At 73.7% G+C, this 26,816-nt stretch carries 25 protein-coding genes; 16 read left to right on the forward strand and 9 right to left on the reverse strand.

Going from position 1 to position 26,816, the window contains the following annotated elements; all coding sequences use genetic code 11:
- Positions 1 to 142: 142 nt before the first annotated feature.
- Complete coding sequence (locus J2X68_RS13260; RefSeq protein WP_310432702.1) at positions 143 to 664, reverse strand: GNAT family N-acetyltransferase; 522 nt, start codon at positions 662 to 664, stop codon at positions 143 to 145.
- A gap of 125 nt (positions 665 to 789) precedes the next feature.
- Between J2X68_RS13260 and J2X68_RS13265 the strand changes: the two genes are divergently transcribed.
- From J2X68_RS13265 to J2X68_RS13285, 5 genes are all read left to right on the forward strand, one after another.
- Positions 790 to 1,617, forward strand: coding sequence for a hypothetical protein (locus tag J2X68_RS13265; protein WP_310432703.1), 828 nt, complete (start codon positions 790 to 792; stop codon positions 1,615 to 1,617).
- Positions 1,618 to 1,734: 117 nt separating this feature from the next.
- Positions 1,735 to 2,013 carry an FCD domain-containing protein gene (locus J2X68_RS13270; RefSeq protein WP_310432789.1) on the forward strand — a complete coding sequence of 93 codons (279 nt, stop codon included), beginning with the start codon at positions 1,735 to 1,737 and terminating at the stop codon, positions 2,011 to 2,013.
- Between the two features lie 231 nt (positions 2,014 to 2,244).
- Positions 2,245 to 4,044: a RecQ family ATP-dependent DNA helicase gene (locus J2X68_RS13275; protein ID WP_310432704.1), complete on the forward strand. Its 1,800-nt coding sequence runs from the start codon at positions 2,245 to 2,247 to the stop codon at positions 4,042 to 4,044.
- Positions 4,045 to 4,120: 76 nt separating this feature from the next.
- Positions 4,121 to 4,411, forward strand: a complete 291-nt coding sequence (locus J2X68_RS13280; RefSeq protein ID WP_310432705.1) for a hypothetical protein — start codon at positions 4,121 to 4,123, stop codon at positions 4,409 to 4,411.
- 201 nt (positions 4,412 to 4,612) lie between these two features.
- Complete coding sequence (locus J2X68_RS13285; protein ID WP_310432706.1) at positions 4,613 to 6,697, forward strand: SpoIIE family protein phosphatase; 2,085 nt, start codon at positions 4,613 to 4,615, stop codon at positions 6,695 to 6,697.
- A 54-nt stretch (positions 6,698 to 6,751) separates the two neighbouring features.
- On the opposite strand, the gene J2X68_RS13290 is transcribed toward J2X68_RS13285, so the two are convergent.
- A complete protein-coding gene (locus J2X68_RS13290) occupies positions 6,752 to 7,150 on the reverse strand; it encodes a hypothetical protein (RefSeq protein WP_310432707.1) in 399 nt (132 codons plus the stop codon).
- Between the two features lie 355 nt (positions 7,151 to 7,505).
- Here J2X68_RS13290 and J2X68_RS13295 point away from each other — a divergent pair, with 355 nt between their 5' ends.
- From J2X68_RS13295 to J2X68_RS13305, 3 genes are all read left to right on the forward strand, one after another.
- Positions 7,506 to 8,852, forward strand: a complete 1,347-nt coding sequence (locus J2X68_RS13295) for a protein kinase domain-containing protein (protein WP_310432708.1) — start codon at positions 7,506 to 7,508, stop codon at positions 8,850 to 8,852.
- A 28-nt stretch (positions 8,853 to 8,880) separates the two neighbouring features.
- Positions 8,881 to 9,387, forward strand: a complete 507-nt coding sequence (locus tag J2X68_RS13300; protein WP_310432709.1) for an RHS repeat domain-containing protein — start codon at positions 8,881 to 8,883, stop codon at positions 9,385 to 9,387.
- A gap of 81 nt (positions 9,388 to 9,468) precedes the next feature.
- A complete protein-coding gene (locus tag J2X68_RS13305) occupies positions 9,469 to 9,684 on the forward strand; it encodes a hypothetical protein (protein WP_310432710.1) in 216 nt (71 codons plus the stop codon).
- Positions 9,685 to 9,872: 188 nt separating this feature from the next.
- Here the strand turns inward: J2X68_RS13305 and J2X68_RS13310 are convergent, their stop codons facing one another.
- From J2X68_RS13310 to J2X68_RS13325, 4 genes are read right to left on the reverse strand one after another with little or no spacing between them, the layout of a single operon-like run.
- On the reverse strand, positions 9,873 to 10,883 hold the full coding sequence (locus tag J2X68_RS13310; RefSeq protein WP_310432711.1) for a DUF5914 domain-containing protein: 1,011 nt from the start codon (positions 10,881 to 10,883) through the stop codon (positions 9,873 to 9,875).
- Positions 10,880 to 11,923 (reverse strand): phytoene/squalene synthase family protein, encoded by a 1,044-nt coding sequence (locus J2X68_RS13315; protein WP_310432712.1) that lies wholly within the window; start codon positions 11,921 to 11,923, stop codon positions 10,880 to 10,882. The genes J2X68_RS13310 and J2X68_RS13315 overlap by 4 nt, the downstream gene beginning before the upstream one ends.
- Complete coding sequence (locus J2X68_RS13320) at positions 11,920 to 13,461, reverse strand: phytoene desaturase (RefSeq protein WP_310432713.1); 1,542 nt, start codon at positions 13,459 to 13,461, stop codon at positions 11,920 to 11,922. The genes J2X68_RS13315 and J2X68_RS13320 overlap by 4 nt, the downstream gene beginning before the upstream one ends.
- Positions 13,458 to 14,813: a polyprenyl synthetase family protein gene (locus tag J2X68_RS13325; RefSeq protein ID WP_310432714.1), complete on the reverse strand. Its 1,356-nt coding sequence runs from the start codon at positions 14,811 to 14,813 to the stop codon at positions 13,458 to 13,460. Before J2X68_RS13325 ends, J2X68_RS13320 begins: the two co-directional genes overlap by 4 nt.
- Before the next feature lie 428 nt (positions 14,814 to 15,241).
- On the opposite strand from J2X68_RS13325, the gene J2X68_RS13330 reads away from it, so the two are divergent.
- The 3 genes from J2X68_RS13330 to J2X68_RS13340 are packed head-to-tail and all read left to right on the forward strand — an operon-like array spanning position 15,242 to position 18,767.
- Positions 15,242 to 16,435, forward strand: coding sequence for a lycopene cyclase family protein (locus J2X68_RS13330; RefSeq protein WP_310432715.1), 1,194 nt, complete (start codon positions 15,242 to 15,244; stop codon positions 16,433 to 16,435).
- Positions 16,436 to 16,479: 44 nt separating this feature from the next.
- Positions 16,480 to 17,211: a methyltransferase domain-containing protein gene (locus J2X68_RS13335; protein WP_310432716.1), complete on the forward strand. Its 732-nt coding sequence runs from the start codon at positions 16,480 to 16,482 to the stop codon at positions 17,209 to 17,211.
- Entirely contained in the window at positions 17,208 to 18,767 is a 1,560-nt protein-coding gene (locus tag J2X68_RS13340) for an FAD-dependent oxidoreductase (protein WP_310432717.1), read from the forward strand. Before J2X68_RS13335 ends, J2X68_RS13340 begins: the two co-directional genes overlap by 4 nt.
- 348 nt (positions 18,768 to 19,115) lie before the next feature.
- On the opposite strand, the gene J2X68_RS13345 is transcribed toward J2X68_RS13340, so the two are convergent.
- Positions 19,116 to 19,730: a helix-turn-helix domain-containing protein gene (locus J2X68_RS13345; protein ID WP_310432718.1), complete on the reverse strand. Its 615-nt coding sequence runs from the start codon at positions 19,728 to 19,730 to the stop codon at positions 19,116 to 19,118.
- Positions 19,731 to 19,916: 186 nt separating this feature from the next.
- Between J2X68_RS13345 and J2X68_RS13350 the strand changes: the two genes are divergently transcribed.
- The 3 genes from J2X68_RS13350 to J2X68_RS13360 are packed head-to-tail and all read left to right on the forward strand — an operon-like array spanning position 19,917 to position 22,998.
- On the forward strand, positions 19,917 to 21,233 hold the full coding sequence (locus J2X68_RS13350; RefSeq protein WP_310432719.1) for an MFS transporter: 1,317 nt from the start codon (positions 19,917 to 19,919) through the stop codon (positions 21,231 to 21,233).
- Positions 21,234 to 21,253: 20 nt separating this feature from the next.
- Positions 21,254 to 22,531 carry a family 1 glycosylhydrolase gene (locus tag J2X68_RS13355; protein WP_310432720.1) on the forward strand — a complete coding sequence of 426 codons (1,278 nt, stop codon included), beginning with the start codon at positions 21,254 to 21,256 and terminating at the stop codon, positions 22,529 to 22,531.
- 8 nt (positions 22,532 to 22,539) lie between these two features.
- A complete protein-coding gene (locus tag J2X68_RS13360) occupies positions 22,540 to 22,998 on the forward strand; it encodes an alpha-L-rhamnosidase N-terminal domain-containing protein (protein ID WP_310432790.1) in 459 nt (152 codons plus the stop codon).
- A gap of 76 nt (positions 22,999 to 23,074) precedes the next feature.
- Here the strand turns inward: J2X68_RS13360 and J2X68_RS13365 are convergent, their stop codons facing one another.
- Positions 23,075 to 23,728, reverse strand: coding sequence for a DUF1326 domain-containing protein (locus tag J2X68_RS13365; protein ID WP_310432721.1), 654 nt, complete (start codon positions 23,726 to 23,728; stop codon positions 23,075 to 23,077).
- Between the two features lie 197 nt (positions 23,729 to 23,925).
- On the opposite strand from J2X68_RS13365, the gene J2X68_RS13370 reads away from it, so the two are divergent.
- Positions 23,926 to 24,753, forward strand: coding sequence for a DUF2182 domain-containing protein (locus J2X68_RS13370; protein ID WP_310432722.1), 828 nt, complete (start codon positions 23,926 to 23,928; stop codon positions 24,751 to 24,753).
- 109 nt (positions 24,754 to 24,862) lie between these two features.
- Here the strand turns inward: J2X68_RS13370 and J2X68_RS13375 are convergent, their stop codons facing one another.
- Positions 24,863 to 25,447, reverse strand: a complete 585-nt coding sequence (locus J2X68_RS13375; protein ID WP_310432723.1) for a TetR family transcriptional regulator — start codon at positions 25,445 to 25,447, stop codon at positions 24,863 to 24,865.
- 81 nt (positions 25,448 to 25,528) lie between these two features.
- Between J2X68_RS13375 and J2X68_RS13380 the strand changes: the two genes are divergently transcribed.
- Positions 25,529 to 26,734, forward strand: a complete 1,206-nt coding sequence (locus J2X68_RS13380) for an FAD-dependent monooxygenase (protein WP_310432724.1) — start codon at positions 25,529 to 25,531, stop codon at positions 26,732 to 26,734.
- Positions 26,735 to 26,816: the final 82 nt, after the last annotated feature.

Consider the following 26,816-nt stretch of genomic DNA (forward strand, 5'->3'; position numbering starts at 1 on the left):
CGCGGGACGCAACCCGGACGGCGGCCGCGGTCCCGGGCGGTGGTTCCGGGCGGTGGTTTCCGGCCGGGTCGTACGAGGGCGCGGTCGCCTCGGCCAAGGCGCTCAGCGGCTCGGACGTGCCGGGGACGAGCCCCTCGGGGGATCACCCCCCGGAGCCGCCGCCGGGTGCCGTCGCCGTGGCGGGCGGGATGAGGAACTCGAATCGGGGGCGGTCCCACACCACGGCCGGAGGGTTCGCCGGCGCGGTGCCCGTGCGCACCGCCCCCGCGGTGCGGTAGAAGCCCTCGGCGGGCGGATGCGACACCACCAGGACGCGGTCGAGCTCGGCGGCGCGGGCCTCGGACTTCATGTGCGCGACGAGCAGGCGGCCGATGCCGCGGCCCTGTGCCGCGTCGGCCACGAACAGCAGGTCGAGCTCCGGCGGGGCGAGGACGAGCGAGTAGAACCCGAGCACGGGGGAGTGCTGTTCGTCGGCGGCGACGGCCACGAAGACGCGGTGGGTCTCGATGTAGTCGGGGCCCACCCGGTAGCCCGCGACCATGGGCGCGTACGGGCCTTCGTAGGAGCGCGAGCCACGCACGAGCCGCGTGAGCCGCTTGGCGTCCCGCGCGACGGCCCGGCGGATTGTGATCGACCCGCCTCCGGGCGTCAGGCCTGAGTTCATCAGGCGAGTATCACGCATCGCGAAGCGGCTTCTTGCGACGGGCCGGGCTGAGGGCGGGGAAACGTATTGACCAGCGAGTTCGTGTGGCTGAGAGTGGCCCTGTTGATCAACTGGGGGCGGGACGGATGACACACGAAGAATATGCCGACCCCTGCGAGGAGCTCTTCGCGGTGGGTGCTTTCCCGAAGGTCCGGAAGCTCGCCGCATCCGGCTTGGCGGACCTCGGACCCGATCCGGTGCTCTACCGGTGGCTGGGCCTCGCGCACGCGGCGGAGGACGAGGACGATCACGACGCCGAGGCCGAGAAGGCCTACCAGGCCGGACTCGCCGAGTGGCCCGACGACCTCGGGCTGCTCGTCTCCTACCTGGAGCTGTGCCTGCGGGCCGACGCGTGGACGTACCCCGGGCGCAGCGCTCGGGCGGGCCTGCTCAAGGAGCGGATCGCCGTGCTGGCTCCGGCCGGGTCGCCCGAGGCGGCACGGGTGGAGGACGCGCTCGGCCGGGCCGGCCGGGGCTACTGGCAAGACGTGCGGGAGCGCACGGCCGCCGCGCGGGCCGAGCAGGCGGCGCTGACGTCGCACGGCGCCGACGTCGCCGAGGCGCTGCAGCGGGGCGGCCCGCCGGCCGCGCATCCGGAGGACCTGCGGGCCGCCGAGGTGGCCGCCGCGTTGGAACTGCTGGCCGGCCCGTGGCGGGCCCCGCTCCGGCTGCTGGTCCGCCACCGGGTGGCCGCGTACGTCGCCACCTTCGTGCTGGTCCTGGCCACCAACAAGGCGCTGGTGCTGAGCGGGACCGTTTCCTTCAGCGTGTGGGGTTGGATCTGGTACGCGCCCGTTCTGCTGGCCGACGCGAAACTCAGGCAGGCCCGTCGGCTGGCCCGGCAGCGGGTGATCGACGCGATGGAGGCACGGCACGCCGAGACCGCCGCCGCGGGCCGCGGGATCACATCCTGAGCAGGGCTGAAGCGGGGGACCCGGCCGCTGCGCGTGCGGTGACCGCCGCCCCTCCCACGAGGTCGGGCGGGCCAGGCGGAACAGGACCCGGGGGTACACCCCAACGACATCGTCGAGCTGGCCGGCAACCCGCTCCTCACCGGACTCATGCGCCCCCTGGAGGCGCGCACCCACTGGCTGTTCCGGCTCACCGCGCAACGCGACCCCACCCAACAGTGCAGCGAGCACGAGGAGTTGTACCAGGCCATCGCCGCAGGCGACGGCGACCGCGCCGCGTCCCTCGCGCACGACCACATCACGGCGGGGCGGCAGGTGAGCGTGGCCCTGGCCGCGGAGTGGACCGACCCGGAGATCGACCCGGAAGCGGTGGCGGCCCGCCGCCGGCGCCGCCGCTGAGCCGCGCCCCGGGGGAGGGATCCCCGGCTGCCCGACGGCAGCGGACGGCGACGCCACCGGACGGCCGCCGCACCCGGCGGGACGGGCCGTCGCCGTCGCGACGGGCGCACACGCACGTGCCGGGGGGATCGGGATCCTGACGTCCGCGACCGAATCGTGAGGCGATATCCCGGCGAGCCGGGGTAACCGCCAGACACACGGCGGTTGGACGCCAGGCCTTCAAGGAGAACCATGCTCGCACTCACGTCCCGCCGGCTGCGCGGCATCGCCCGCCGGGTCTTCGGCTGGCAGCAGTTGCGCCCGGCCCAACTGACCGCGATGAAGGCCGTGATGAAGGGGCGTGACGTACTCGCCGTCATGCCGACCGGCGCGGGCAAGTCCGCCGTGTACCAGGTGCCCGCGGTCCTGCTCGGCGGTCCGGTCGTCGTCGTCTCGCCGCTGATCGCGCTGCAGCGGGACCAGATGCAGAGCCTGCTCGGATCCGGCGCGCTGCGCGCCGCCGTCATCAACTCCGCGCAGCGCCGCAGCGACAACGAGACGGAGTGGGCCCGCATCAGTGCCTCCTCCGTCGACGTGGTCTTCCTCGCGCCCGAGCAACTCGCCAAGCCCGACGTCACCGACCGGCTCGGCGCTGTCCGGCCGCGGCTGCTGGTGGTGGACGAGGCGCACTGCGTGTCGTCCTGGGGGCACGATTTCCGGCCGGACTACCTGCGGCTGCGCCACGCGCGCGAGCGGCTCGGCAACCCGCCGGTGCTCGCCCTGACCGCGAACGCGGCGGCCCCGGTACGCCGGGACATCGCCGAACGTCTCGGCATGGACGACCCGGTGGAGATAGTGGCCGGCTTCGACCGCCCCAACATCCACCTGGACGTGACGACCTTCCAGGACGCGGCCGCCAAGGAGCGGTTCGTCGTGGAGCGGGCGGCCGTCGAGGAGAAGCCGGGCATCGTGTACGCGGGAACCCGGCGGGCGGCGGACAGCTACGCCGAGCAGCTGAGCGACCTGGGACTGTCCGCCGCGAGCTACCACGCGGGCCGGTCCGCCACCGAGCGCAGCCGCACCCAGGACCGCTTCAGCTCCGGTGAACTCGACGTGGTCGTGGCGACCTCGGCGTTCGGGATGGGCATCGACAAGGCGAACGTACGGTTCGTGCTGCACGCCTCCGTCCCCGGCTCGCTCGACGCCTACTACCAGGAGATCGGCCGGGCCGGCCGCGACGGGGCACCGGCCAGGGCGATCCTCGCCTACCGGCCGCAGGACCTGGGCCTGCAACGCTTCTTCGCCGCCGGCGCTCCCGACGCCGACGCGCTGCGCCGCGTCGTCGAGCGGCTGCGCGCCGAGAAGGGCGCCGTGGGCGCGACCCGGCTGCGGGCCGACTGCGCACTCGGCCCGACGGCGCTGTCCGCCGTGCTGAACCTGCTGGAGGAGGCCGGGGCCGTCCGTACCGGACGGGACGGCAGCCGCTTCACCGGCGCGACCGGCGCCGACGGCGCCTCCGCGGACGACGAGGTCGACGCCGCCGTGCAGAGCGCCCTCGCCGTCCACGCCACGCACCGCAAGCTCGAACAGTCCCGGGTCGACATGATGCGCGGGTACGCCGAGACGACCGACTGCCGGCGGCGGTTCCTCCTCGGCTACTTCGGCGAGTCCGTCCCCGTCCCGTGCGGGGCGTGCGGCATCTGCGCGGGCCCGGCGGCCGAGCCCGCGACCGGCCCGAGGCGCGAGCGGTCCGAGGAGGCCGGACGGCCGCACAAGGCGGCCACGCGCCGGCGCCGCTGGACCCGGGCCCGCGGGGAGGGCCCCGCGGCCGCCGTCCGGGCGGCGGAGACCGTCGCACGTCCCGCGGCGGACGACCACCCCTACCTGCCGGGCGTCAGCGTGCGCCACGACCGGTGGGGCCAGGGAGAGGTCATGAGCGAGGGCGACGGCAAGCTCACCATCCTCTTCGAGTCGGTCGGCTACCGCACCCTGTCGCTGGCCGTGGTGACGGACAAGCGCCTGCTCGCCCCGGTGCCCGACTCACTCCACTGACACCGTCCCCATGGGTCCGGCACGCCGGGAGCCGGCCGGGTGCCGGGTGGTCGTCCGTGGGTGGCAGGCTGGGGCGATGAGCCCCCGGAACACCTCCGCCGAGGACGCCCTGCGGCATCTGCTCGACGAGTGGGATCCGATGGGCGTCGCCGACGACGTCCAGGACGAGTACGACTGCATGCTCGCTCCTCTGTTGCAGCGGCTTCGCTCCGGCGCCGACCGGACTGGGATCGGTACGTTTCTGCGGCGCGAGCTGGAAGATCACTTCGGCCTCGATCCGCTGGGTCTGCGGCCGGAAGCCATGGCTGTCCGGGTGATCGACTGGTGGGCGTCGTCCGGCCCCGCCGAAGGTGTCACCCGCGCGTGAGCGCTGTCCGCCGATCCTCCGGCCGTAGGTCCGGGTGTGCCGCGACCGGCGGAGCGGACACGCGTCCGGCGCCGGGCGCCCGCTTCTGCCCCGGACCGGCCGGGGGCCCCGGATGTCGCGTCGCGGTGCGGTCCCCGCGCGCCCTGCCACGGGGAATGGGATCAAATAGGTCTCGTACGTCCCCTGTGTCGCGTACGGAGCATGGAGGTGATCTCTGTGGCGCACGGCGATACCGGTCGGCAGGTGGACGAACAGGCGGCTTCCATGCTGGAGGCGCTGTTCACACGGTCGCCGATCGGGCTGCACCTGCTCGACACGGACCTCAGGGTGGTGCGGGTCAACACCGCCACCCCAGTCATGCAGGGCGTGTCCCTGTCCGAGCTGAGAGGACGGCCGCTCCGCGAGGTGTACGACATGGCCGACGACGACCTGGAGCCGCTCCTGCGCGAGGTGCTGGACACCGGTGTGCCCCTCCTTCAGCACATCGTGCCGGCGCTGATCGACGGCGAGCCGCCCCGGCGGCGGCAATTCGAAGTGAGCGCGATGCGCCTGGCGGGCCACGGCGAGTCCGCCCTCGGCGTGGCCGTCACGTCGGTCGACGTCACCGAACGCGAGCGGACCCGCTCCCGCGCCACCATGCGTGAGGCCGTCCGTGACCAGGTCGGACGCACGCTCGACCCCGTCGTGACCGGCGAGGAACTCGTCTCGGCCGTGGTTCCCGTCTTCGCCGACATCGCCATCGTCGAGGTGGTCGACGCGGTGCTGCGCGGCGACGACCCCCCGCCCGCCCCCCTGCCCACCGGCACTCCCATGATGCGAACCGCGTTCCGCAGCGGGTCGGCCGACCCGCCGCAGGCCCACCGGGTGGGAGACATCCGACGGCTGCCCGTGCCGACGCCCTTCACCCAAACGCTGACCGATCTGCGTCCGCGGCTCGTGGAGCTGCGCGCGACGGATTCCTGGCTCGCGCACGATCCGCCGGTCGCGGAGGCGATCCGCTCGTCCGGCGCCCACTCCCTGCTCGCCGTGCCGCTCGTCGTGCGTGACGCCCCGCTCGGCGTGGTGAGCCTGTACCGCACGGGCGACACACCGCCCTTCGACGAGGCCGATCGCGACCTGGCGGCGGAACTGGCCGCGCATGCCGCGCTGTGCGTGGACAACGCGCGGCACCACATGCGCGAGCACACCATCGCGGCCATGGTCCAGCGCCAACTCCTGCCCCGCCGACCCGAGACCCACGCCTCCCTGGAGAGCGCCTACCTCTCGGTCACCGGCACCGATCCGGGTGCCTGGTACGACACGATCGCGCTGTCCGGCGGCCGCACCGCCCTCGTCGTGGGCAGCGTCTCGGGACGCGGTCTGCACGCCGCCGCGACGATGGGGCAGCTGCGCACCGTCATCCGTTCCCTGGCGGCCTTCGACCTCGCTCCGGACGAGCTGCTGGCCCGCCTGTACGACACGGCCGGCCAGCTCGCCGCCGAGCGGTCACGGCTGCCGCTCGGCGACCCGTCGCGCCGGGAGCCGCTCGCCGCTGAGTGTGTGTACGCGGTCCACGACCCGCTGACCGGCACGTGCACGCTGGCCTCGGCGGGCCGGCTGGCGCCGCTGCTGGTCAGCCCCGACGGCAGCGTGGCCCTCGTGGACGCGCCCTCGGGTCCCCGGCTCGGCACGACGGAGGGGGCGCCCTTCGCGACCACGGACATCAAGGTCCCGGACGGCAGCGTCCTGGTGTTCACCAGCGATCCGCTGCTGACCGGGTACCTCGCCGAGTCCCCGGGACCGCTGCCCTCGGCGCCGGACTTCTGCGACCGTCCGATCCAGGATCTCTGCGACGCCCTCGTGTACGCGCTCCCGGAGGGGCTGGGGGCGGGCGACGCGGCGGTGATCGTCGCCCGCACCCGGGCCTTTCCCGCCGACCGCTTCGTGGTGTGGCCGCTCGACCCGGTCCCGGAGGCCGTGCGCGAGGCCCGGCGGCGCACCCGGCGGCAGCTGGCCGAGTGGCGGGTCGACGAGGACACGGCGTTCAACACCCTGCTGATCGTCAGCGAGCTGGTCACCAACGCCGTGCGGTACGGCAGCCCGCCCCTGGAACTGCGCTTGATCCGCGACCGCACCCTGACCTGCGAGGTGCGGGACGCCGGATCGGCCGCCCCTCACCTGCGGCACGCCGACACGGTGGACGAGGGTGGCCGGGGCCTGTTCATCACCGCGCAGCTGGCCCAGGCGTGGGGGACGCGCTACACGACGCAGGGCAAGACGGTCTGGACCGAGCAGACGCAGTCCTGACCCACGGCCCGCGGGGCGCCGATGCCGTCGCTCCGGGCCGGCGTGCTCGCACGTTCAGGTCCCGAGTGCGGGAGGCACGGCCCGGTCGAGGGGTTCCAGGTCCCCGTACAGGGCAGCGTGCAGCGCGGCCGCGAGGTCGCGGGCTCGTTCTTCGCTCGACACGTTGTGCATCATGAAATAGATCGGTCCCGCGTAGGCGTCCGCGCCGACTTCACGACGGTCGACCAGACGGGCTATCGCCGCCCGGACGGCGTCGTTCACGGCCTCCTCGACGAGGTGTCCGTGGCCGGCGGTGAGCGTGTCCGCTTTCACGGTCCACCGCGGGCCGTCGGACTCGACGGCGACGAACACGGCCCGGTGTTCCATGGCCTGTCTGTACGCCCTGTGGAAGGCCTCGGTGCCGGAGGCGTCCGGGACGAGAGAGGCGGGGCAGGGAACCGGCAGTGGCTGCATGAGGGGATTGTGCGCGAAGTCGGGAACGTACAGGTCCGTTGACACTCGATGAGCGATGGTCGGGCGGTGGCATCGGGTCCGGCAACCGCGACGATCGCCTGGCCAGAACGCCACAAGCCCCCGGCCGACCTGCGGTGACGGGGCCGGGAAGCCCGGCCGGCCTGAGCCGGTCCTGCGACGGGAGGCGCTACGGGTAGCCCGGTGCCTTGCGGGTACCCGCGGCCGGAGGCCCGCCGGAGCGGGCGTACGCCGGAAGCGTCCTTCAGGGAAGTGGGAGAAGACATTGGGGTTCCGTGAGTCGGGTTTCGCACTGGCTTCCCGGTGCTCCGCCCGGATACTGGCAGGCCGATACCGTGTGGACGCGCTCATAGGCTCAGGTGGGGCCGCGGACGTCCATCGGGGGTTCGACCTGCGGCTGCGTCGGCCGGTGGCGGTCAAGCTGTTCCGGCCGGACACCGGTTTCGACACGGAAGAAGCCTTTCTGAGCGAGGCCATGATCCTGGCCCGGCTGCAGCATCCCGGGCTGGTGACCGCCTACGACGCAGGGCGGCACGACGGTGACGCCTATCTGGTCATGCAACTGATCGAAGGCCACACCCTCAAGGCGCGCATCGCCGATGGGCCCCTGTCCCCGCGCGCCACCGCCACTCTCGGCGCCGGCCTCGCCGATGCCCTGGCCCACGCGCACGAGGCGGCGGTCGTCCACCGTGACGTCAAGCCGTCCAACGTCATCCTGGACGCATCGGACCACCCCCACCTCACCGACTTCGGCATCTCCCGGCTGCTCGACGCCGCCACCTGCACCTCCACCGGCACCCTCATCGGCACGGCGGCCTATCTCGCGCCCGAACAGGTCCTGGGCCGGCCCGTCGGCCGCCCGGCCGACGTCTACGCCCTGGGCCTGCTGCTTCTCGAATGCCTGACCGGCAGGCTCGAATACGACGGCGGTCCGTTGGAGGCGGCGATAGCGCGGCTGCACCGCCCGCCCGCCCTCCCGGACTCCCTTCCCGCGGAACTCGCCGCCCTGCTGCGGGACATGACCGCGCTGGACGAGCAGGCACGCCCGACCGCACACGACTGCTCCCGGACACTGGCCGCTCTGTCCACCGGGACGGCCCTCCCGTCCCACCTGCCCGCAACCCGTGTCACGAGCCTCGCCGCAGGTCGGCAGCTCACGGAGGGCGGCACGAGCACCCGCAGGAAGCCGCTGGCCGCCCCGGCGCGGCCCGTTTCCGCAGCGACGCCCCGAACCGCTTCCGCACCTGTCCGTACCCGGAGCCGCGTCCTGATGGCCGGGGCGACCGCCGCACTCGCCGCCGCGATGGCCGCCACCCTCGCCGTCGCCGACGGTTCCTCGCAGCAGGGCGCCGACAGCAGTGCGGCCCGTCCCGCCGACGGTCCGGCCGTGACCTCCCCGGCTCCCGGCGCCTCGGAGGACGGCGCCGACAACCCCGGCGCTTCGGCGCCGCAGCCGTCCGCCAGTGTCATCGGTTCTGCCCCCGCGCAGAGCGTCCGCCCGGTATCGGGAAGCCTGGCCCCGACGGCGGGCGCCGCCGCCCCCCGCCCGGACGCGACCGGCGCCACAGTGCGCGCGAAGGCGAAGAAGGCGGGCGGACCGTCCGACCGGGCGGAGAAGAAGGCGTCCAGCGGCAAGGCCAACGAACAGAGCGCGGAAAAGGCGACGAAGGGCGAGAAGAAGTAGCCGCGCGCAGACCATCGCCGGCGGGGACGTGCCCCAGGACTCCACCAACCCGGACGGCGAGAAGACCGCCTTCACCTACGACACGGCAGGCAACACCAAGTCCGTGGCGCAGACCGGCACCGGCGGAGGCAGCGTCACCTACGACTACAACCCGGCCACCGTCACCTGCGGCGGCTTCGAGGGCCAGCGCTGTGCGCAGAAGACGAAGATGACGGCCGCCAGGACGGTCACCACCGGCTTCCACTACGACTCCAAGGGCAACCTCGAGTGGGCCGAGGGGCCGGCGCCGCTGGGGAGGACGACGTACACCTACGACGGGCTGGGCCGCACCAGGACCGTCACCGACGCGCGCGGCCTCACCGTCACCTACACCTACGACAACCTCGACCGCGTCCGTACCGTCACCTCGCCGAACACGGTGAAGGTCGAGTACTGGTACGACGGGGACGGATCCCCGACGGCGAGCCTCAGCGGCGGGTTGGGAACGTACGCCTCGACCCCCACCTGCAGCGGTGGGCTGCAGATCCAGTTCTGACATCGACCTCGGGTGCACGGCACCTGTACTCGTCCCGTACCGGGCGAGTGCAGGTGCCGTCCGGAAAAGCAGGAGGCTTCAATGAGGATATTCGTCTCGGTCGCCGCGACTCTCGCCGGCCTGGGGCTCATTCTTTACAGCAAGAGGTTCGCGCGCCAAGCCGTGGGCCAGGACAACGTGTTCGGGAGAGCGAACGCGGCGGCGGGGAAGTCCACCGTCCGCTGGGGACCCCTCATCATCGGCGTCTTCCTCATCGTCATCGGCGTGCTCGCGGCCACCGGCCTTGTCGGGGTCTAGCCGGTCGGTGACGCCGCCCGGCAGGCCGCGGAGGCCGCCACCGGCGCGGTCGCCCCGGCGCCGAGCCCGTCGGACGTCCGCGGTCGAAAGGCTCTCGGATCCGTAGGGCGGGCTGACCCGCGCGGACGCCCCGCGGGCCGTGATCGGGCCCGCGGGGCGTCCGCGGCCGGGGAGGGCGGGCGGCGGGTTCAGCCGGGGAAACGTCCCGTGGAGCGCAGCTCCCAGCGACGCTCGGCGTACGCCAGGTCGTCCCGCCACAGCCGGCCCGCCGCGGCGCGCATGAGGGGCCGCAGCACCGGGGCGAGCCCGCGCGCCGCGGCGAACCCGCGGCGGTCGGAGGCCGCCACGACCGCCTCGACGACGGCGGTCCGGGGCCGGCCCCGGTCGTCGGAACCCAGGGGGGTCGCGTGTGTCTCGACGACGGAGCCCGCCCCTTCGCCCCGCGTGATGTGCATGACGACCGTGCGGGGCTCGGGAGCGGTGAACACCGCCCGCACCGGCACGACGAGCCGCCCCGCCACCTTGAAGGAGACGTCGACGGCGAACCCCTCGTCGGGCTCCCCGTCGGCGGGCGCGTCGACGACGGTGAGGTCGACGAAGGAGTACGGGTGGAACCAGGCTCCGTGCCACGGGTCGAGCCGGTTGGCGACGACATCCTCCGGCTCGCAGGTCCCCGCGCCCTCGTACACGGCCGACACCGCGTCGGCGAGGTCCGGCCTGACCGGCACCACCGGCGCGTCCAGCGGGGGCTCGCCGCCGACGCCGTCCAGCCGCACCCACACCAGCAACCCGTCGTCGTGCACGGGCAGCGGTTCCCAGCCGGCGAACGGGGAGCCTTCGAGGGCGAGTCCGTGCCAGTGGCACACCAGCGTGCCGCAGCGCACGGGGCTGTCCCGCAGGGGCGCGCCGAGGTGCGGGCAGACCCCGGGCCCGGCGACCAACCGGCCCTCGGCGTCGCGCCAGACGACGACCTCCTGCCCGGCGACGGTCCGGCCGAGCGGCCGGTCCACGGGGACGTCCCGGGTGGCGCCGATGACGTACCAGTTCCCGGAAGGGCGTGCCTGAGCCCGCTTGAGCGCCTGCGTGATCACGGAGGGCCTGGCCTCGCGCCAGGTCGGCCGCTGGCGATCCCAGGGCACCGGCCGCCTGCGCAGCGACAACGGGACGCGTCGGCGGGGAGCGGAACGGTCGGAACTCACGAGGCCTCCTCATGAACCAGCTCGGGCGCGGGCACGGGCACGGGCACGGGGTGGGTGCCGGGCAGGTGCCGCCCCGGTGCCGTGGGAGAGGACCTGCGCGCACGGACGCGCGACCGTGCCCGGGTGGCCAGCACGGTCAGCAAGCCGTTCAGGGCCACCGCGGCGCGGCGCCGGCGGGGGACGACGGCCCGCCGGTGGACCGCCGCGTACCCGTCCTCGGCGACCGCGTCCAGGATGCCTCCGTAGAGCACGAAGGCCGTCCGGATGCACGGGCGGGAGACCGGGTCGAGCATCGCGATCCCCGGGGCCGCCGTGCGGTAGACACCGCGGGTGAGGTCGGCGGCCGCGCGCAGCGCCTCGGTGATGCGCGGGTCACGGTGACCGGTGCGCCTGCTCCAGTGCAGCAGGTCCCGGTCGACCCCGTGCGCCGCCAGCAGGTCGCCGGGCAGATAGACCCGTCCGCGGTCGAGGTCCTCTCCCACGTCCCGGAGGAAGTTCGTGAGCTGGAAGGCGACGCCCAGGGCTGCCGCGTGCGGCGCCGCCACCTCACGCGGGACCACCGTCCCCAGGACCGGCAGCATCTGGAGCCCGATGACCGCGGCGGAGCCGTGCATGTACTCCCGGAGAGCGTCGTACGTCGGGTAGTCCGTGACGTCCAGGTCGCTGCGCATGGAGACCATGAAGTCGCTGAAGTGCCGGTGGTCGATGCCGTACCTGCGGGCCGTGTCGGCGAGCGCGAGGACCACCGGCTCGCTGCTGCGGCCGTCCCGCAGTCCCTGCTCCAGGCTCTCCTGGAGGCGGGTGAGTTCCGCGCGGCGCCGGTCCACGGTGACGCGGGTGTCGAGGGAGTCGACGATGTCGTCCGCCCAGCGGGCGAAGCCGTAGAGCGCGTGGACGGCAGGCCGGCGGTCGACCGGCAGCAACCGGGTGGCGAGGAAGTACGTCTTGCCGTGCCGGGCGTTGAGCTGCCGGCAGCGGGTGTACGCCTCGCGCAGCGCCGGGTCGGTGATGCCCGCCGCGTCGAGTTCGCGGTCGGTCATGAGCGGGTTCCTTCCGAAGTGGTGTGCGCCGTGCGCGAAGGCCCCGGCGTGCGGTTCATGCGTCCGGTGATCCGGGCCGCGGCGAGCTTGCCGGACACCAGCACGGTCGGCACGCCCACGCCCGGCGTGGTGCCGCAGCCGGCGAGCACGGCGTTCTCGGTGCCCCGGACGAGGTTGCGGGGGCGGAAGGGGCCGGTCTGCGCGAAGGTGTGCGCCGCCGAGAAGGGGGTGCCCGCCGCGTGGCCCTGCGCCTGCCAGTCGGCGGGCGTGACGAGACATTCCTCTTCGACGGCCGCGCCGATGCCGTCGAGGCCGCGCTGATCGAGTTCCTTGAGCAGGCTGTCCCGGTAGCGCGGCGCCAGGTCCCCCCAGGCGGCGGCGTCCGGCCCGATGTCGGTGTTCGGGCAGGGGGCGAGGATGTAGTGCAGGTGGTGCCCGGGCGGCGCGAGGCTCGGGTCGGTGGCTGTCGGACGGGTGATGAGCAGGGACGGGTCGCTCATCAGTTCGCCGGTGCGGGTGAGCTGGTGGAACGTGCTGCGCCAGGCCGCGCCGAAGGAGATCGTGTGGTGGGCGAGCCACGGCCAGGTCCTGTCGGTGCCCAGGTGCAGGACGACGGCCGACGGCGAGTTCCTGATCCGTGCGGGCCGACGGGGCGTCCGGCCGAGGAGACCGTACGTGACGGGCAGGTCCGGGGTGAGGACCACGGCGTCACACGGGATCCGGTCGGTGTCGGTCACGACGGCGGTGACACGGGCGCCGGAACGTTCCAGCCGGACGACGTCCTGCCCGAAGCGCAGATCGGCCCCCGCCTCGGCGGCGGCGTCGGCCATCGCCTGGGGCAGGGCGTGCATACCGCCGCGCGGGAAGTACACGCCGGCGACGGTGTCCATGTAGGCGATGACGGCGTAGGCGGCCAGTGCCCGCTCCGGCGGGACACCCGCGTACAGCGCCTGGAAGGAGAAGACGCGGCGCAGACGCTCGTCCTTGAGGAAGGTCCCGATGCGCGAGTCCAGCCGGCCGAAGCCGCCCAGGGCCGCGAGCCGGGCCAGGTCAGGGGTCAGCAACTGGAAGGGGGAGTCGAAGTTGGCGTCGATGAAGTGCCGCATCTGGGCCCGGTACAGCCGCTCGAGCCACCCGCGCAGCCGCCTGTATCCGGCCGCCTCGGCGGGACCGGCGAAGCGCTCGATCTCCGCCTCCATGGCGGCGGCGCCGGTATGCACGTCGAGACCGCTGCCGTCGGCGAAGCGGGCCCGGTAGGCCGGATGCAGAGGGACGAGGTCGACCCGCTCGCGCAGGCTGCTGCCGACGGCCGCGAAGGCCTCGTCGGCGAGTTCGGGCATCGTCAGCACGGTCGGGCCGGTGTCGAGGAGGTAGCCGCCGCGCACCAGGCGTCCGGCGCGGCCGCCCGGCAACGGGTCGCGCTCGACGACGGTGACCCGGCGTCCCGCGCCGAGCAGGTGCAGCGCGGCCGACAGCCCGGCCAGCCCGGCGCCGACGACGACGACATGATCCGTGCGTCCCGGGATGCTCCTGGTCATCGAGCGGCTCCTTCCCTGGCGGCGGTGATGAGCAGGGACAACGGCAGGCCGTCCGTGGCGCCGTGCGCGTCGCCGCCGCGCGCCGGGGCGGGCGGCGGTGCTCCGGCGGCGGAGTGCAGCAGTTCACGCAGCCGCCGGCGGCCGACCGGTTCGAGGACGGCGGACCCCAGATGGCGCATGCCCTGCGCCACCAGTCGGTCGATCCTCGTCTCGACCGTCTCGCGTGCCCCGGTGGAGACGAGGACGTCCCGTACCCGGGCCAGCTCCGCCTCCGACAGGTCGGCGCGGCCGACGGAGCCTCCCAGCACGGCGAGGGCCCGGCGGTCGCCTGCCGCCTCGGCCCGGGCCCGGGCCACGGCGACGAGGTAGGTGGGCTTGCCCGAGCGGATGTCGCCGCCCGTGGGCTTGCCGGCCTGGCCGGGACCGCCGAAGACGTCGTGCAGGTCGTCGCGGAGCTGGAAGGCGATGCCGATGCACCGGCCGGCCGAGCACAGGGCCTCGGTGGCCGTGGCGTCGGCGCCCGCGAGGGCGGCGCCGAGAGCCAGCGGCCGCTCGACGGAGTACAGGGCGCTCTTCAGACAGGCCGTGCGGATCGCCTGCACCAGCGACCGCGACGACGTGGTCTGGCCCTGGATGTCCAGGTACTGCCCGGCCACCATCTCCATGCGCATGGAGCTCCACAGGCCGCGCACCTGGCGCGCGGTGTCCGGGGCGAGCTCCGTGTCCGCGAGCACGTCGTCCGCCCACGCCAGGGCGAGGTCTCCGGCGAGGATCGCCGCCGCCTCCCCGAAGTGTGTGCTGCCGGGGGAGCGGGCGGCGGTGGCGTACTGGGTCTCCACCTCCGTGTGCAGGGTGGGCCGCCCGCGACGCACGCGCGAGCCGTCCATCACGTCGTCGTGGACCAGAGCGCAGGTCTGGATGAGTTCGAGGGCGGCGCCGACGCGCAGGGCGGCCTGCGCGTCGGCGGGCGTTCCGGCACAGGCCCGAAACGCCCACCACACGAACTGGGAGCGGGTCCGCTTGCCGCCGTCGAGGGTGAAGCGGGCGACCCGTTCGGCGAGGTCGTGGGCGAACACCGCGTCGAGGGCGGAGGCCTGCCGGGTGCATTCGGCCAGCAGGTTCTCCAGGAGGCGTCCTACCGCCGCCGGGACGTCGTCGTCGACCGCGCGGAGGTCGTCGAGGCCGGCGGCGGGAGGACGGACGGGACGACCCTCCTCGGCTCGCCGGCCGACCGGGGGCGGGGGCTCGGCGCGGCGCGGGTCCTCCAGGGGGGAGGAGGCCCGCCGGGGCGTGCAGGAGGGGCTGGGGGATGGCCGTGTCGCATGGGGCTCCCTCTGCTCGCTGGGACGCATCCCGGTTCCTCTCGTCTTGATCGGAGCTGCTCCTTCTAGACGCATTCCGCGCGGGTGGCTGCCTCGGATGCGCCATCCGAGGGGTAGGTGGCCTCACTTTCCCGTCGGACGGCGGTTGCGTGCCGGATTGCCCGGATATCCGACGCGGATGCGAGGCGGAATTCCGGACCGAGGCATGGCTTCGCCGGGGCGAGGCGCGAGAGGGGTGAGGGCGGGAGGGGCGCGGCAGCTGTCCGGATCGCCCGCGCCGCGCGACCGCGGGCACCGCGTCCGGGGCCGCCCGAGTCATCGTCCGGCCGACCGGACAGCGTGGCCTGCATCCGGAAGGGCCCCTCGGTTGGAATGCTTCCGACGGCGGTCACGCGAAGGCGTCGCCCGGCGACCGGCGCCGGCGGAACCTGGTCGCCTGCGCGGAAGGAAGGAAGGCCGTGAGCGAGGCGGACGTCGCCATCGTCGGAGCGGGAGCCGCGGGACTGACCCTGGCTCACCGGCTGTCGTCCCCGGCGCCCGGGGCCCGGCGGCTCTCGGTGCTCCTGGTGGACGCCCCGGCGGGCCCGCTGCGTCCACCCAGCCGCACGTGGTGCTTCTGGGAACGCGGCCGGGGCCGGTACGACGCGGTGGTCACCGCGGAGTGGCAGCAGCTGAGGGTGCGTACCCCGGCCGGGCAGGTGATCCAGGACGACATCGCGCCCCTGCGGTACAAAATGATCCGCTCGGACGACTTCGAAGCCCTGATCGGCCACGACCTCGCGCACAGCGAGCGGGTCCAGCGGCTCGAGGCGACCGTCGACACGGTGGAGCCCGTGCCGGACGGCGCCCGGATCCACGCCCACGGCGTCGACGGACGTCCGTTGACCGTGCGGGCGCGCTGGGTCTTCGACTCCCGCCCGCTCGGCAGCCTTCCCGCGGCCAGGACCACGCTGCTGCAGCACTTCCACGGCTGGTTCGTCCGTTCGGACCGACCGGTGTTCGACCCCGGCACGGTCGAACTCATGGACTTCCGGACACCGCAGCCGTCACGAGGCCTGTCCTTCGGCTACGTCCTGCCCACCGGCCCACGCGAGGCGCTCGTCGAATACACCGAGTTCTCCCCCCGTGTCCTGACCCGGCAGGGCTACGAGACCGCGCTGCGCCACTACACCGAAGAGGTCCTCGGCCTGCGCGGCCTCCGGATCGTCGCGGCCGAGACCGGCGTGATCCCCATGACCGACGCGCCGTTTCCCCGCCAGGCCGCGCCCTCGGTCTTCCGGATCGGCGCCGCCGGAGGCGCGACCCGGCCGTCGACCGGCTACACCTTCGCCGCCGTGCAGCGGCAGACGCGGGCCATCGCCGCAGCCCTGGCGGCCGGACGCCGTCCGTTGCCGCCACCGGCCCATTCGAGCCGGTCCCGCGCCATGGACGCCGTGATGCTGCGAGCCCTGGACAGCGGCCGGGTCGACGGCGCGGCCTTCTTCTCGCGGCTGTTCTCGCGCGTGCCGATGGAACGACTGCTGCGGTTCCTGGACGGCCGCACGCATCTGGTGGAAGACCTCGCCGTCGGGGTCCGCGCCCCCGTGCTGCCCATGCTGCGGTCGGCCGCCGAACTCACGTACCTGCCCCGCCGCCCCTTTCCCGGTCCATGACCGTGCCCTGCGCCCAGCGCACGTCCCCCGAACAAGGAGACCGCATGAACCTGCTGCGTGACGCGGACCTGGCCGCCGCGTTCGACCACGCCGCTCGCAGCTACGACACCCTGGTGGCAGCCAATCCCGGCTACCACGCCCATCTGCGCCGCTCGGCGCGCCGCCTCGGTCTGGCGAACGACGGGCGCGGCATGCGGGTGCTGGACCTCGGCTGCGGCACCGGCGCCTCCACCGCCGCCCTGGCGAGCGTGCTCCCCGCCGCCGAGATCACGGCGGTGGACGCGTCCGCCGGCATGCTGGAGCGGGCGGCGGCGAAGCGCTGGCCGGCCAACGTCACCTTCGCGCACGCCCCGGCGGAACGGCTGGCCGAGGCGGGGGTCGGGGGACCGTACGACGCGGTGTTCGCCGCCTACCTGTTCCGCAACGTGGCCGATCCCGACGGCGTGCTCGCGACCGTGCGGGACCTGCTGGCGCCCCACGGCCGGCTGGCGGTGCACGAGTACACCCTGAGCGGCCGCGCGGTCCACCGCGCCGTCTGGACGGCGGTGTGCGGCGGCCTCGTGCTCCCCGTGGCCACCGCTCTCGGCGACGGCGGCCTGTACCGCCATCTGTGGCGCAGCGTCGTCGAGTTCGACACGGCGGGCGAGTTCGCGGCCCGTGTCCGGTCGGCCGGGTTCGACTCCGTACGGGTGCTGCCGTTGCCGGGGTGGCAGACCGGCATCACCCACACCGTGGTCGCCCGGCGCACGGTCCTCTCGGCGGTGGGCGCCCGATGAGCGCCCCGGAGCGGCGCAAGGCCGCCCGGCGCGGCCGGGACCGGCGTGCCCGGACGCTCCACCCCCGGCCCGGTACCCCGCGCTTCGACGGGGAGCGTCCACCGACGACCGCCGTCGTGGGCGGCGGCATCGCCGGACTGGCCGCGGCGACCGCCCTGGCCGAACGAGGGGTGCGTGTCACGCTCTACGAGCGGGAACCGGCGCTCGGCGGACGTCTGGCGGGGTGGCCGGTTGACCTGCGCGACGGCACCACGGCGACGATGAGCCGCGGCTTCCACGCCTTCTTCCGTCAGTACTACAACCTGCGCGGACTGCTGCGGCGGACCGACCCGGGGCTGGAGCGCCTGACCGGCCTCGCCGACTACCCCCTGCGCCACAGCGGGGGACTGGAGGACAGCTTCCGCCGGGTCCCGCGGACCCCGCCCTGGAGCGCCCTCGGGTTCGTCGCGCTGAGCCCGACCTTCGGCGCCCGGGACCTGCTCCGCATGAACCCGGTCGCCGCTCTTCCGCTGCTCGACGTCCGGGTCCCCGAGGTGTACGAGCGGCTCGACACCGTCAGCGCCCACGACTTCCTGGAGTCCGTGCGCTTCCCCGAGGCCGCGCACCATCTCGCGTTCGAGGTCTTCTCCCGCAGCTTCTTCGCCGACCCCCGGGAACTGTCGGCCGCGGAGATGGTGCTGATGTTCCACATCTACTTCCTCGGTTCCGCGGAGGGACTGCTCTTCGACGTGCCCGACGAGCCGTTCCCCGAGGCCCTCTGGGAACCCCTCGCCGACTATCTGCGCGGTCATGGCGTCGAGATCCGCACCTCCACACCCGTCGAGCACATCGCGTCCACCGCGGACGGCGGCTTCCGTGTGCTCACCGCGGACGGCGAGCGGGAATACGACACCACCGTCCTGGCACTGGACGTGGCCGGCCTGCGGTCGGTGGTCGGACGTTCCGCGGACCTCGCCGACGCGTCGTGGCGCGAGCGGGTGGGCCGGCTGCGCAACGCGCCGCCGTTCCTCGTCTCGCGGCTCTGGCTGGACCGGCCCGTCGCCGGCGACCGGCCCGGTTTCCTCGGCACCAGCGGCTACGGGACCCTCGACAACGTCAGCGTGCTGGAGCGATGGGAGGGCCAGGCCGCCCGCTGGTCGGCGCGCAGCGGGGGATCCGTGGTCGAACTGCACGCCTACGCGCTGCCGGGCGAGGCGGACCGGGGGGTGGAGCAGAAGCGTCTGATCGAGCAGCTGCACGCCGTGTATCCGGAGACGCGCGCGGCGACGGTCGTGGACGAGCGGCACGAGTGGCGGGCCGACTGCCCCCACTTCCCGGTCGGCGGCTACGGCGACCGTCCGACGGTCCGCACCAGCGATCCCGGCCTGGTGGTGGCCGGTGACCTGGTGCGGACGGGGCTCCCCGTGGCACTGATGGAGCGGGCGGCGACGAGCGGATTCATGGCCGCCAACGCTCTCCTGGAACGCTGGGGAGTGCGCGGCCAGACCCTCTGGACCGTCCCCGATCAGGGCCGCAGCGCCGTCCTGCGGGGCTTGGCACGGTGGGGACGGGACTGACGCGGGGCCGTCTCGCGGACGGGCCGGGTGCGGGCGGCGTCGGCCTGTCACCCGGCCGGCGGGCGAGGCCGCGGGGCGCTGCTGCGCGACGTCGAGGAGGACGAGGTCGGCGGGCGACCGGCGCGCCGACCTCGGCGAGCGCGGCGGCCGCGCCCGGCGCAGCGTGCGTCGAGGCGCTGTGGCCGAAGGCCCGCCCGGCGGAGGTGCTGGCGGACGCGGCCGGCGGACCTGCCGCCTGAGCCGGCCGGCGGTGCGCAGGAGCGCCGGCCTTTCCCGGCCGGCACCCTCTCCCGGCCGGAGGGATCCTGCCCGGCCGCTGTGCCCAACGGCCGCTGTGCCCAACGGTGCTCAGGTCTCCGAGGAGATCAAGGCCATGAACGCCTCGAGGTGGCCGGCCATGTCGATGGACTCGTCGTAGAGCCAGGCCGCCTGGATCCCCTCGATGAGGGAGGTGATCTGGCGGGCGACGACCCGTACGTCGAGGCCCGGCTTGAGGCGGCCTTCGTCGCGTTCGTGTGCGAGTTCCGCGCGGACCGAGTCGACGAACTCCGCGTCCCGGCGGCGTATGAACCCGTGCGCCGGGTGATCCGGACTGTCGGCCTCCGCGCGCAGTGTCATGTCGAGCCGGATGACGCCGCGGATCGCCTCGTGGTGGCGCATGACCTCCGGCACGGCACGCAGGAGACCCTGCTTCTCGATGAGTGAGTGGCGCCATGGCCGCTCGATCTCCTCGCGGCGCATGAGCACGGCCTCGAGCAGCGCTTCCTTGCTCCCGAAGTGGTGCAGCAGGAGGCTGTGGCTGGTGCCGACACTCTCCGCGATCTGCCGGATCGAGAGTCCCTGGTAGCCCTTCTCCGCGAAGGCCCGGAAGGCGGCGTCCACCAGTTCGGCGCGCTTGCGCTCACCGTTCGTGTAGGGCCCGCGCTTGCCCCTGCGGGCCGGGGCCTGCGTCCCCTCCGTCATGCGGCGCTCCCCTCACGGCCATGGCCTGCCCAGACGATAGCGCACTCGATTCTTTGCCACAACGGTAAATAAAACGAGTTCAACATGTTCCATTGTGGTGAACTTTCATCTACGTTCCTGCTCCGAGGCAGGTGCCTCAGCGGTCACCTCGAGCCAACGGCGGCTCCGGTCCAAAGGAGGATCCACATGAGTGACCCCACCCTCGCGACGAAGGCGGACGACCCCGCGCACCACGGGTCGGCGCTCCGCACCGCAGAGGACCCCGCGGGCGCTCCGGCGCCGGCGGTCGCGGGTTCGCCGCGCAAGATCATGGCCCTGGTCATGGTCGCGGCGGTCGGGATGTACATCATGTCCCTCACCCTGAGCACCGCGTTGTCGCTGCGCCTGGCGAGCATCGACCCGGCGTCGAAGGACGCCACTTACAGCACGGCCGTCTCGATCAGCGCGTTCGGGCTGCTCATCGCCGCGCCCCTGGCGGGCGCACTGTCGGACCGGACCACCGGCCGCTTCGGCCGCCGGCGCCCCTGGATCGCCGGCTGTCTCCTCGTGGCGTTGCTGGGGTGCGCCGTGATCGGCACGGTGACCTCCGCGGCGGTGGTCGTCGTGGCGTACCTCGTCGCCATCCTCGGCGCGCAGGTCGGCTTCAACACCTACGCCGTGATCCCCGTCGAGGGACTGCCGGAACACAAGCGCGGCCGGGTCATGGGCGTCATGGGCATGTTCGGCGCGCTCGCCTTCTCGGCCGGCTCCTACCTGGCCTCCGGGCTGGTCGGCGTCCCGCTGCTGATGATGACGGTCCCGGTCCTGCTCGCCATCGCGTTCAGCCTGCCGCTGCTGTTCCTCTACAAGGACCCGGTGAAGTTCCGCGGCGAGCTGCCCCCGCTGGACGTCAAGGCCATCGCGCGCACCTTCGTGGTCAACCCGCGCCGGCACCCGGACTTCGCCTGGGTCTGGCTCTCGCGGCTCCTCGCGGGCATCGCCATGACGGCCATGTTCTCGTACTTCGTCTACTTCATGATGGACGGCCTGCACATGCCGATCGCGGAGGCGGGCGCGAACGCGGGCACCCTCTCGCTCATCTCGGCCCCGGTCAGCATGCTGTTCTTCACCGGCTCGGGATGGCTGGCCGACAAGACCGGCCGCCGCAAGCCGCTGGTCGCGATCGCCGCCGTGCTGATGGCACTCGCCCTCGTCATCGGCGCCACCTCGACCACGTTCGCGCAGTTCACCGTCGCGTGGGTGGTCTTCGCGGTCGGCCAGGCCACCTACCTGACCACCGACCTCGCCCTCTGCGCCGCGGTCCTGCCCGACGCGCGCGACACCGGCAAGGACATGGCCGTGTTCGGTCTCGCCCTCAACATCCCCAACATCCTCGTGCCCGCCGCAGCGCCGACCGTCCTCGCGCTCGGCGCCGGCCACAACTACCGGCTCCTGTGGTTCGGGGCGGCCGCCCTGTGCCTGCTGGGCAGCATCACCGTCACCTTCGTCAAGGGCGCCCGCTGAGCGGGTTCCGAGAGGACACCATGAACGCCACCCCCCACGCCCCCTTCCCCGACGGCTTCCACTGGGGCGTCGCCACCGCCGGCCACCAGGTCGAGGGCAACAACGTCAACAGCGACACCTGGCTCCTGGAGAACGTTCCCGGCACGATCTTCGCCGAGCCCTCCGGAGACGCCATCGACCACTACCACCGCTACCGCGAGGACATCGCGCTGCTGGCCTCCCTCGGCCTCACCAGCTTCCGCTTCTCCCTGGAGTGGGCGCGGATCGAGCCCGAGGAGGGGCAGTTCTCGGCGGCGGCCCTCGCCCACTACCGCCGGGTCCTGGAGGCCTGCCGGGAACACGGCCTGAGGACCGTCGTCACCTACCACCACTTCACCTCGCCCGCCTGGCTGCTCGCGGCCGGTGGCTGGGAGGACCCCGGGACGCCCGCGCGCTTCGCCCGCTACTGCGAGGCGGTGACCGAGCACCTCGGCGACCTCGTCGACGTGGCCTGCACCCTCAACGAGCCGAACCTCCCGGCGCTGCTCGCGGCGATCGGCATCGGCGGCGAGGCCCCCGAGCACCGGGCGTCGGTGCCGATGTGGGCGGCGGCCGCCGAACGCCTCGGCATCGAGGCACGACGGGTGGCGCCGTTCCAGTTCACGGCGTCCGAAGCCGGCTTCGAGGTGAAGCTGGCCGCGCACCGCGCGGCCGTGACGGCGATCAAGTCCTCCCGTCCGGACCTGATGGTCGGCTGGACGCTGGCGAACTCCGACATCCACGCGGCCCCCGGCGGCGAGGAGCGCGCCGCGACGGTGCGGCGCGAGGTCAACGAGCGCTATCTGCTTGCTTCCCGGGGCGACGACTTCGTCGGCATCCAGACCTACGGCCGCCATGTCTTCGACGCCGACGGTCTCGCCCCCGCCCCGGCGGGCGCGCCCGTGAACCAGCTCGGCGAGGAGATCTACCCGCAGGGACTGGAGGCGACCGTCCGGGAGGCGGCGGCCGTCGCCGGGGTGCCGGTCCTGGTCACCGAGAACGGCCTCGCCACCGAGGACGACACCCAGCGCCTGGACTATCTGCGCGCCGCGGTGGCGGGCGTCTCGGCGTGCCTCGCCGACGGGATCGACGTCCGCGGCTACATCGCCTGGACGGCCTTCGACAACTTCGAGTGGATCTTCGGCTACCGTCCGAAGTTCGGTCTCGTCGCCGTCGACCGCGACACCCAGACCCGCACGCCCAAGCCGAGCGCGCACTGGCTCGGCGACACCGCGCGGTCGAACGGCGCGGGGATCGGTCCGGCCGCCCTGCCCGCTTGATCCGCCCAGTGCCGGGGACCGGCACTCCGGACCCTCCTGACCGGGTCCCGGAGTGCCGGTCCCCTCAGCGGTACCCCCTGCCGCCGCTCTTCCCTCACCCCCGGCACCCCTGGAGTTCCCCCACGCCCCTGGCGCGCCCGTCCGATCACCCCCGACGACGAGTTCGGCGGAGCCCCCCCCTGCTGCGCGGAGAGGTCCGGCTGGCCGAGGGACACGGGGAGGTCGTCTCGGCGACGCTGTACCTGTCCGCCCTCGGCGTCGTCGAGGCGTGGGTGAACGGACGGCGCGCCTCCGAGGACCTGCTCACCCCGGGCTGGTCCAGCTACGCCGACGGGATCTGCACGGTCGCGGTCACCGTGCCCGAGGGCGCCGAGGCGGTCCTGCGGCTGCCGGACACGGCGGAGGAGACCGTCGGCGCGGGCCGACACGTACGCCAGGTGGCGTCCGGGCGTCCGGGACCGGCGTGAAGGGACGGGGGACCACCGCCGAGCGGGCGACGATCCGATGATCCGAAAGGGTGGCCCCGACGATCTGAAGAGTCGTCTAGTCGGGCCCGGCCCAGTCGAAGGTGATGTGTTTGCTGGACCGGCCCTCGCGGCTCCAGAGGAAGCCGTGGGCATCGGCGCTGTCCACCGTCGAGCGGCCCCAGGTCGCGACCTGGCCCGGTCCGGTCTCCGCTCCGGGCAGATTGGTCGACTGGACGCGCGCTCCCTCCGGGGTCGTGGGTCCCGTGAGCGCGACCGCACTCGCCTCCACCCGGTCCGGTACCACGGCCCGCCAGCTCGCGAGGTCGTCGGCGACCTCGATCTCGATGGGGGCGAACTCCATGCCGCGCATCTCGGCGCCCATCATGCTCACCATCTCGGCGGGCCAGCTGCCGGCCTGCCCACCGAAGATCATCTGAAGCGCCTCGCGCTGGGGGCCGTCGGCGCGCTCGTCGACGAAGACCGCGGCGTACACGTCCGTGTGCTCGGCCCAGATGTTGCCGACGAACGAGGCCAGCATCAGTACGTTCAGGCCGTCCAGCCGTACGTCGCCGTAGCGGCCCTCGCGGATGTGCCAGGCCAGGATGCCGTCGCAGTCGCCGTGGGTGGGCTGCTGCGCGAACGAGCAGGGGCAGGGCACGTCGCACTTGCAGGTGTCGAACCAGTCGCCCGCCGCGTGCCACCGGGGAACGGCCGCCATCGTCTCGGACATGTCCCTGCCTCCTCGTGACCCTGCCGGGACGTCGGTCTCGGGAGGACGGCAGAGCCCCCGGGAACCGTCTCCGGCCCACGCCCGGCGCGTACGCGTGTCCACCTCCATTGTCCCACCGCGGGGATCGACCGGGCAGGTGCGTTCCGCGCCCCGCGTCCCCGCGCGCACGCGCAGGTCCGCCGTGATGTGCTGGAGGTGTGCGCCTCGACCGGAAGGCCCTGTCACCCCCACTGCGTCCGGCGAATCTGCAGTCGGCCCGGCAGCTCGCGCTCGCCTGGTCCGTGATGGCGTCGATCGCCGTCCTCGCGTGGGTGCTGGTGGTCGACCAGGCCCGGGACATGGGGGTCGAGCCGGGAACCATGGGTATGGGCGTCCCGCTGTTCCTGCTGCTGTGGCTGGTCATGATGATCGCCATGATGTTCCCGTCGGTGGCCCCGGTGGCCCTCACCTGGGTGCGGGCCATCGGGCGCCGGTCGCCCACGGGCCTGGTGCGGGTGGCGCGTACCGCCCAGTTCGCCGGCGGGTACCTGCTGGCCTGGACGGCCTTCGGCCTGATCGCCTACGGGCTCCTCGCCGCGACCGGGGCCCTGGTGGACGAGCACCCGGGCGCGGGGCGCTGGATCGGCGCCGGGGCCTTCCTGATCGCCGGGCTGTACCAGTTCGGTCCGTGGAAGGACCTCTGCCTGCGGCACTGCCGGAGCCCGATGGGCCAGCTCGTACGCTACGCGGGCTTCCGGCCCCGGGCGCGCGACCTGCGGGTCGGGGCGCATCACGGGGCGTACTGCGTCGGCTGCTGCTGGGGGCTGATGGTCGTGCTCGTCCCGCTGGGCGTGATGAACGTCCTGGCGATGGCCGCGGTGGCCGTGGTGATCTTCGTGGAGAAGCTCTGGCGGCTGGGCCCCGTCCTCTCGCAGGTCGTCGGTGCCGCCTTCGTCGTGCTCGCGGTGCTGAGCCTGTTCCAGCCCTGGCTGCTGCCGGGGCTGATCCCGCCGCCTTCGCCCATGACGGACATGCTCCGCCCCTGAGCCGTCTTCCCGCCCCCAGGGCAGTCCTTCAGCAGCGCATGCCGGGCGCTTCCTCCTTCCCTGGCACGCCTCCAGGGCACGGTCACACGTGCCAGGTCGTCGAGTCCGGTCAGGCGGGAAGCGCGGCCTCGATCATCCGGCGGGCCGTCGAGGTCAGTTCGGTCACGTCGGGCACGGCGCGGGTCGCGGCCGGCGCCCCGGCGAGCCGGTCGTACAGCAGGCCGTCGGTCCAGGCGACGAGCAGCTCCGCCGCCCGCTGCGGACGGGGAGCCCCGAGCGCGGACAGCAGGGCGGTGGCCCTCGACCGTGCGGCGAGGCCCGCGGTCTGCAGTTCGGCGCGCAGCTCCGGCCGGCGGGTCGCCTCCAGGCTGAGTTCGAACCGGGCGAGCTGCCTGTCGCGCGCCGTCGTCAGCCAGTGGTGCAGCAGCGTGGCCAGTGCGGTTGCGGCCGAGTCCAGGTCCGGCGGCCCGTGGTCGACGGCCCATCGGTCCACGTCCGCGACCGAGAGCGCGGCCAGGCGGAGGTAGCAGGCGCCGATCAGGGCGCTGCGGGTGCGGAAGTAGTACGACGTGCTGCCGGCCGGCAGACCAGCGGCGGCATCGACCGCGCGGTGGGTCAGGCCGCGCAGCCCGGCGGTGGCCACGGTGCTGATGGCCGCATCGGCGATCAGGTCCCGACGGTCAGGGATGGACATGCCCGCACTCTACAGATGTAGAGTGCGGGCATGTCGCCTCTACAGATGTAGAGGTGTGGGGTGCGGAGGGAGACGGTCGCCATGAAGGTGCGTCATGCCGTTGTGGCCGGGGGCGGAATCGGGGGCTTGACCGCGGCGGTGGGCCTGAGCCGCCTCGGATGGCGCGTCACCGTGTGCGAACGGGCCTCCGCGCTCACGGGCGCCGGCGCGGGCATCGTGCTCGCCCCGAACGCACTGCGCGCCCTGGACGCGATCGGCGTCGGTCCCGGCCTCCGGGCGGGTGACGCCCTGCCGGGTCAGGTCGGGCTGCGGACGCCCGACGGCGCTTGGCTGAGCCGGTCCGACGGCGGCGCCGTGTCCGCGCGCTACGGGCTCTCCGCCATCGCCGTGCATCGAGGCTTCCTGATCGACACCCTCGCGGCCGCGCTGCCGGACGGCGTCGTGCGTCTGGGCGTGTCGGTGACCGGCCTGGACGACACAGGGGACGGCGTGACCGTGCGTACGTCGGCAGGAGAGCTGCGTGCCGACGTCGTACTGGCGGCAGACGGCATGCGCAGTGTGCTCCGCGGGCAGCTCTTCCCCGATCACCGCGGGGTACGTCATGCCGGTGAAGCCGGGTGGCGGGCGGTGCTGTCCGGGGCCGGCCTGCCTGCCCAGCAGGCCGCCGAAACCTGGGGGCGAGGCGAGCGGTTCGGCGTCGTTCCCCTCGCCGACGGCCGTGTCTACGTCTACGCCACCGCCGTGTCCGGCCCCGGCGCGAAGCCGGTGACCGACCATCGCGCGGAGCTGACCCGGCGCTTCGGCGCGTGGCACGATCCGATACCCACCCTGCTGGACCGGCTGAACCGACGGGACCCGGACCCGGTCGGCATACTCCACCACGAGTTCCACGATCTGGCCGTGCCTCTGCCCCGGATGCACGTCGGCCGGGTGGCCCTGCTCGGCGACGCCGCCCACGCGATGACCCCCAATATGGGCCAAGGCGGTTGCCAGGCGATCGAGGACGCCGTGGTCGCGGCGCATCTCCTCGCGCCTGCCGCGGACGTGCCGACCGCGCTCGCCGCCTATACGAAGGCCAGGCACCGCCGGACCACCCGGATCAGTCGCCGCTCCCGGCGCATCGGCGAACTCGCCCGGCTCTCCCACCCGTTGGCCGTGTCCGTCCGGAACCTGGCCCTGCGGGCGACGCCGCAGGCGCTGTCGCTGAGGGCCCTGGACGCGGTCCTGGGCTGGCAACCGCCCTCCGCTCCCGCCGCCGAGTCCGTTTCCATCGCGCAGCGGCGGTGAGCACATTCCGGTCCCCGCCGCCGAGTGGACTCCACCGTCCCTCCGGGCTCCACCCCGACGGCCCGACGGCCCTCATCCGGGC

The sequence above is a fragment of the Streptomyces sp. 3330 genome, assembly GCF_031456635.1.
Taxonomy (GTDB): Bacteria; Actinomycetota; Actinomycetes; order Streptomycetales; family Streptomycetaceae; genus Streptomyces.

What these genes read in the sequence shown, in the direction of transcription:
- J2X68_RS13275 (WP_310432704.1), top strand. Translation starts at nt 2,245, where the DNA reads ATGCTCGCACTCACGTCCCGCCGGCTGCGCGGCATCGCCCGCCGGGTC.
- J2X68_RS13315 (WP_310432712.1), bottom strand. Translation starts at nt 11,923, where the DNA reads ATGACCGACCGCGAACTCGACGCGGCGGGCATCACCGACCCGGCGCTG.
- J2X68_RS13335 (WP_310432716.1), top strand. Translation starts at nt 16,480, where the DNA reads ATGAACCTGCTGCGTGACGCGGACCTGGCCGCCGCGTTCGACCACGCC.
- J2X68_RS13375 (WP_310432723.1), bottom strand. Translation starts at nt 25,447, where the DNA reads ATGTCCATCCCTGACCGTCGGGACCTGATCGCCGATGCGGCCATCAGC.
- J2X68_RS13380 (WP_310432724.1), top strand. Translation starts at nt 25,529, where the DNA reads ATGAAGGTGCGTCATGCCGTTGTGGCCGGGGGCGGAATCGGGGGCTTG.
- J2X68_RS13260 (WP_310432702.1), bottom strand. Translation starts at nt 664, where the DNA reads ATGAACTCAGGCCTGACGCCCGGAGGCGGGTCGATCACAATCCGCCGG.
- J2X68_RS13365 (WP_310432721.1), bottom strand. Translation starts at nt 23,728, where the DNA reads ATGTCCGAGACGATGGCGGCCGTTCCCCGGTGGCACGCGGCGGGCGAC.
- J2X68_RS13320 (WP_310432713.1), bottom strand. Translation starts at nt 13,461, where the DNA reads ATGACCAGGAGCATCCCGGGACGCACGGATCATGTCGTCGTCGTCGGC.
- J2X68_RS13345 (WP_310432718.1), bottom strand. Translation starts at nt 19,730, where the DNA reads ATGACGGAGGGGACGCAGGCCCCGGCCCGCAGGGGCAAGCGCGGGCCC.
- J2X68_RS13265 (WP_310432703.1), top strand. Translation starts at nt 790, where the DNA reads ATGACACACGAAGAATATGCCGACCCCTGCGAGGAGCTCTTCGCGGTG.
- J2X68_RS13280 (WP_310432705.1), top strand. Translation starts at nt 4,121, where the DNA reads ATGAGCCCCCGGAACACCTCCGCCGAGGACGCCCTGCGGCATCTGCTC.
- J2X68_RS13285 (WP_310432706.1), top strand. Translation starts at nt 4,613, where the DNA reads ATGGAGGTGATCTCTGTGGCGCACGGCGATACCGGTCGGCAGGTGGAC.
- J2X68_RS13325 (WP_310432714.1), bottom strand. Translation starts at nt 14,813, where the DNA reads ATGCGTCCCAGCGAGCAGAGGGAGCCCCATGCGACACGGCCATCCCCC.
- J2X68_RS13340 (WP_310432717.1), top strand. Translation starts at nt 17,208, where the DNA reads ATGAGCGCCCCGGAGCGGCGCAAGGCCGCCCGGCGCGGCCGGGACCGG.
- J2X68_RS13305 (WP_310432710.1), top strand. Translation starts at nt 9,469, where the DNA reads ATGAGGATATTCGTCTCGGTCGCCGCGACTCTCGCCGGCCTGGGGCTC.
- J2X68_RS13355 (WP_310432720.1), top strand. Translation starts at nt 21,254, where the DNA reads ATGAACGCCACCCCCCACGCCCCCTTCCCCGACGGCTTCCACTGGGGC.
- J2X68_RS13290 (WP_310432707.1), bottom strand. Translation starts at nt 7,150, where the DNA reads ATGCAGCCACTGCCGGTTCCCTGCCCCGCCTCTCTCGTCCCGGACGCC.
- J2X68_RS13350 (WP_310432719.1), top strand. Translation starts at nt 19,917, where the DNA reads ATGAGTGACCCCACCCTCGCGACGAAGGCGGACGACCCCGCGCACCAC.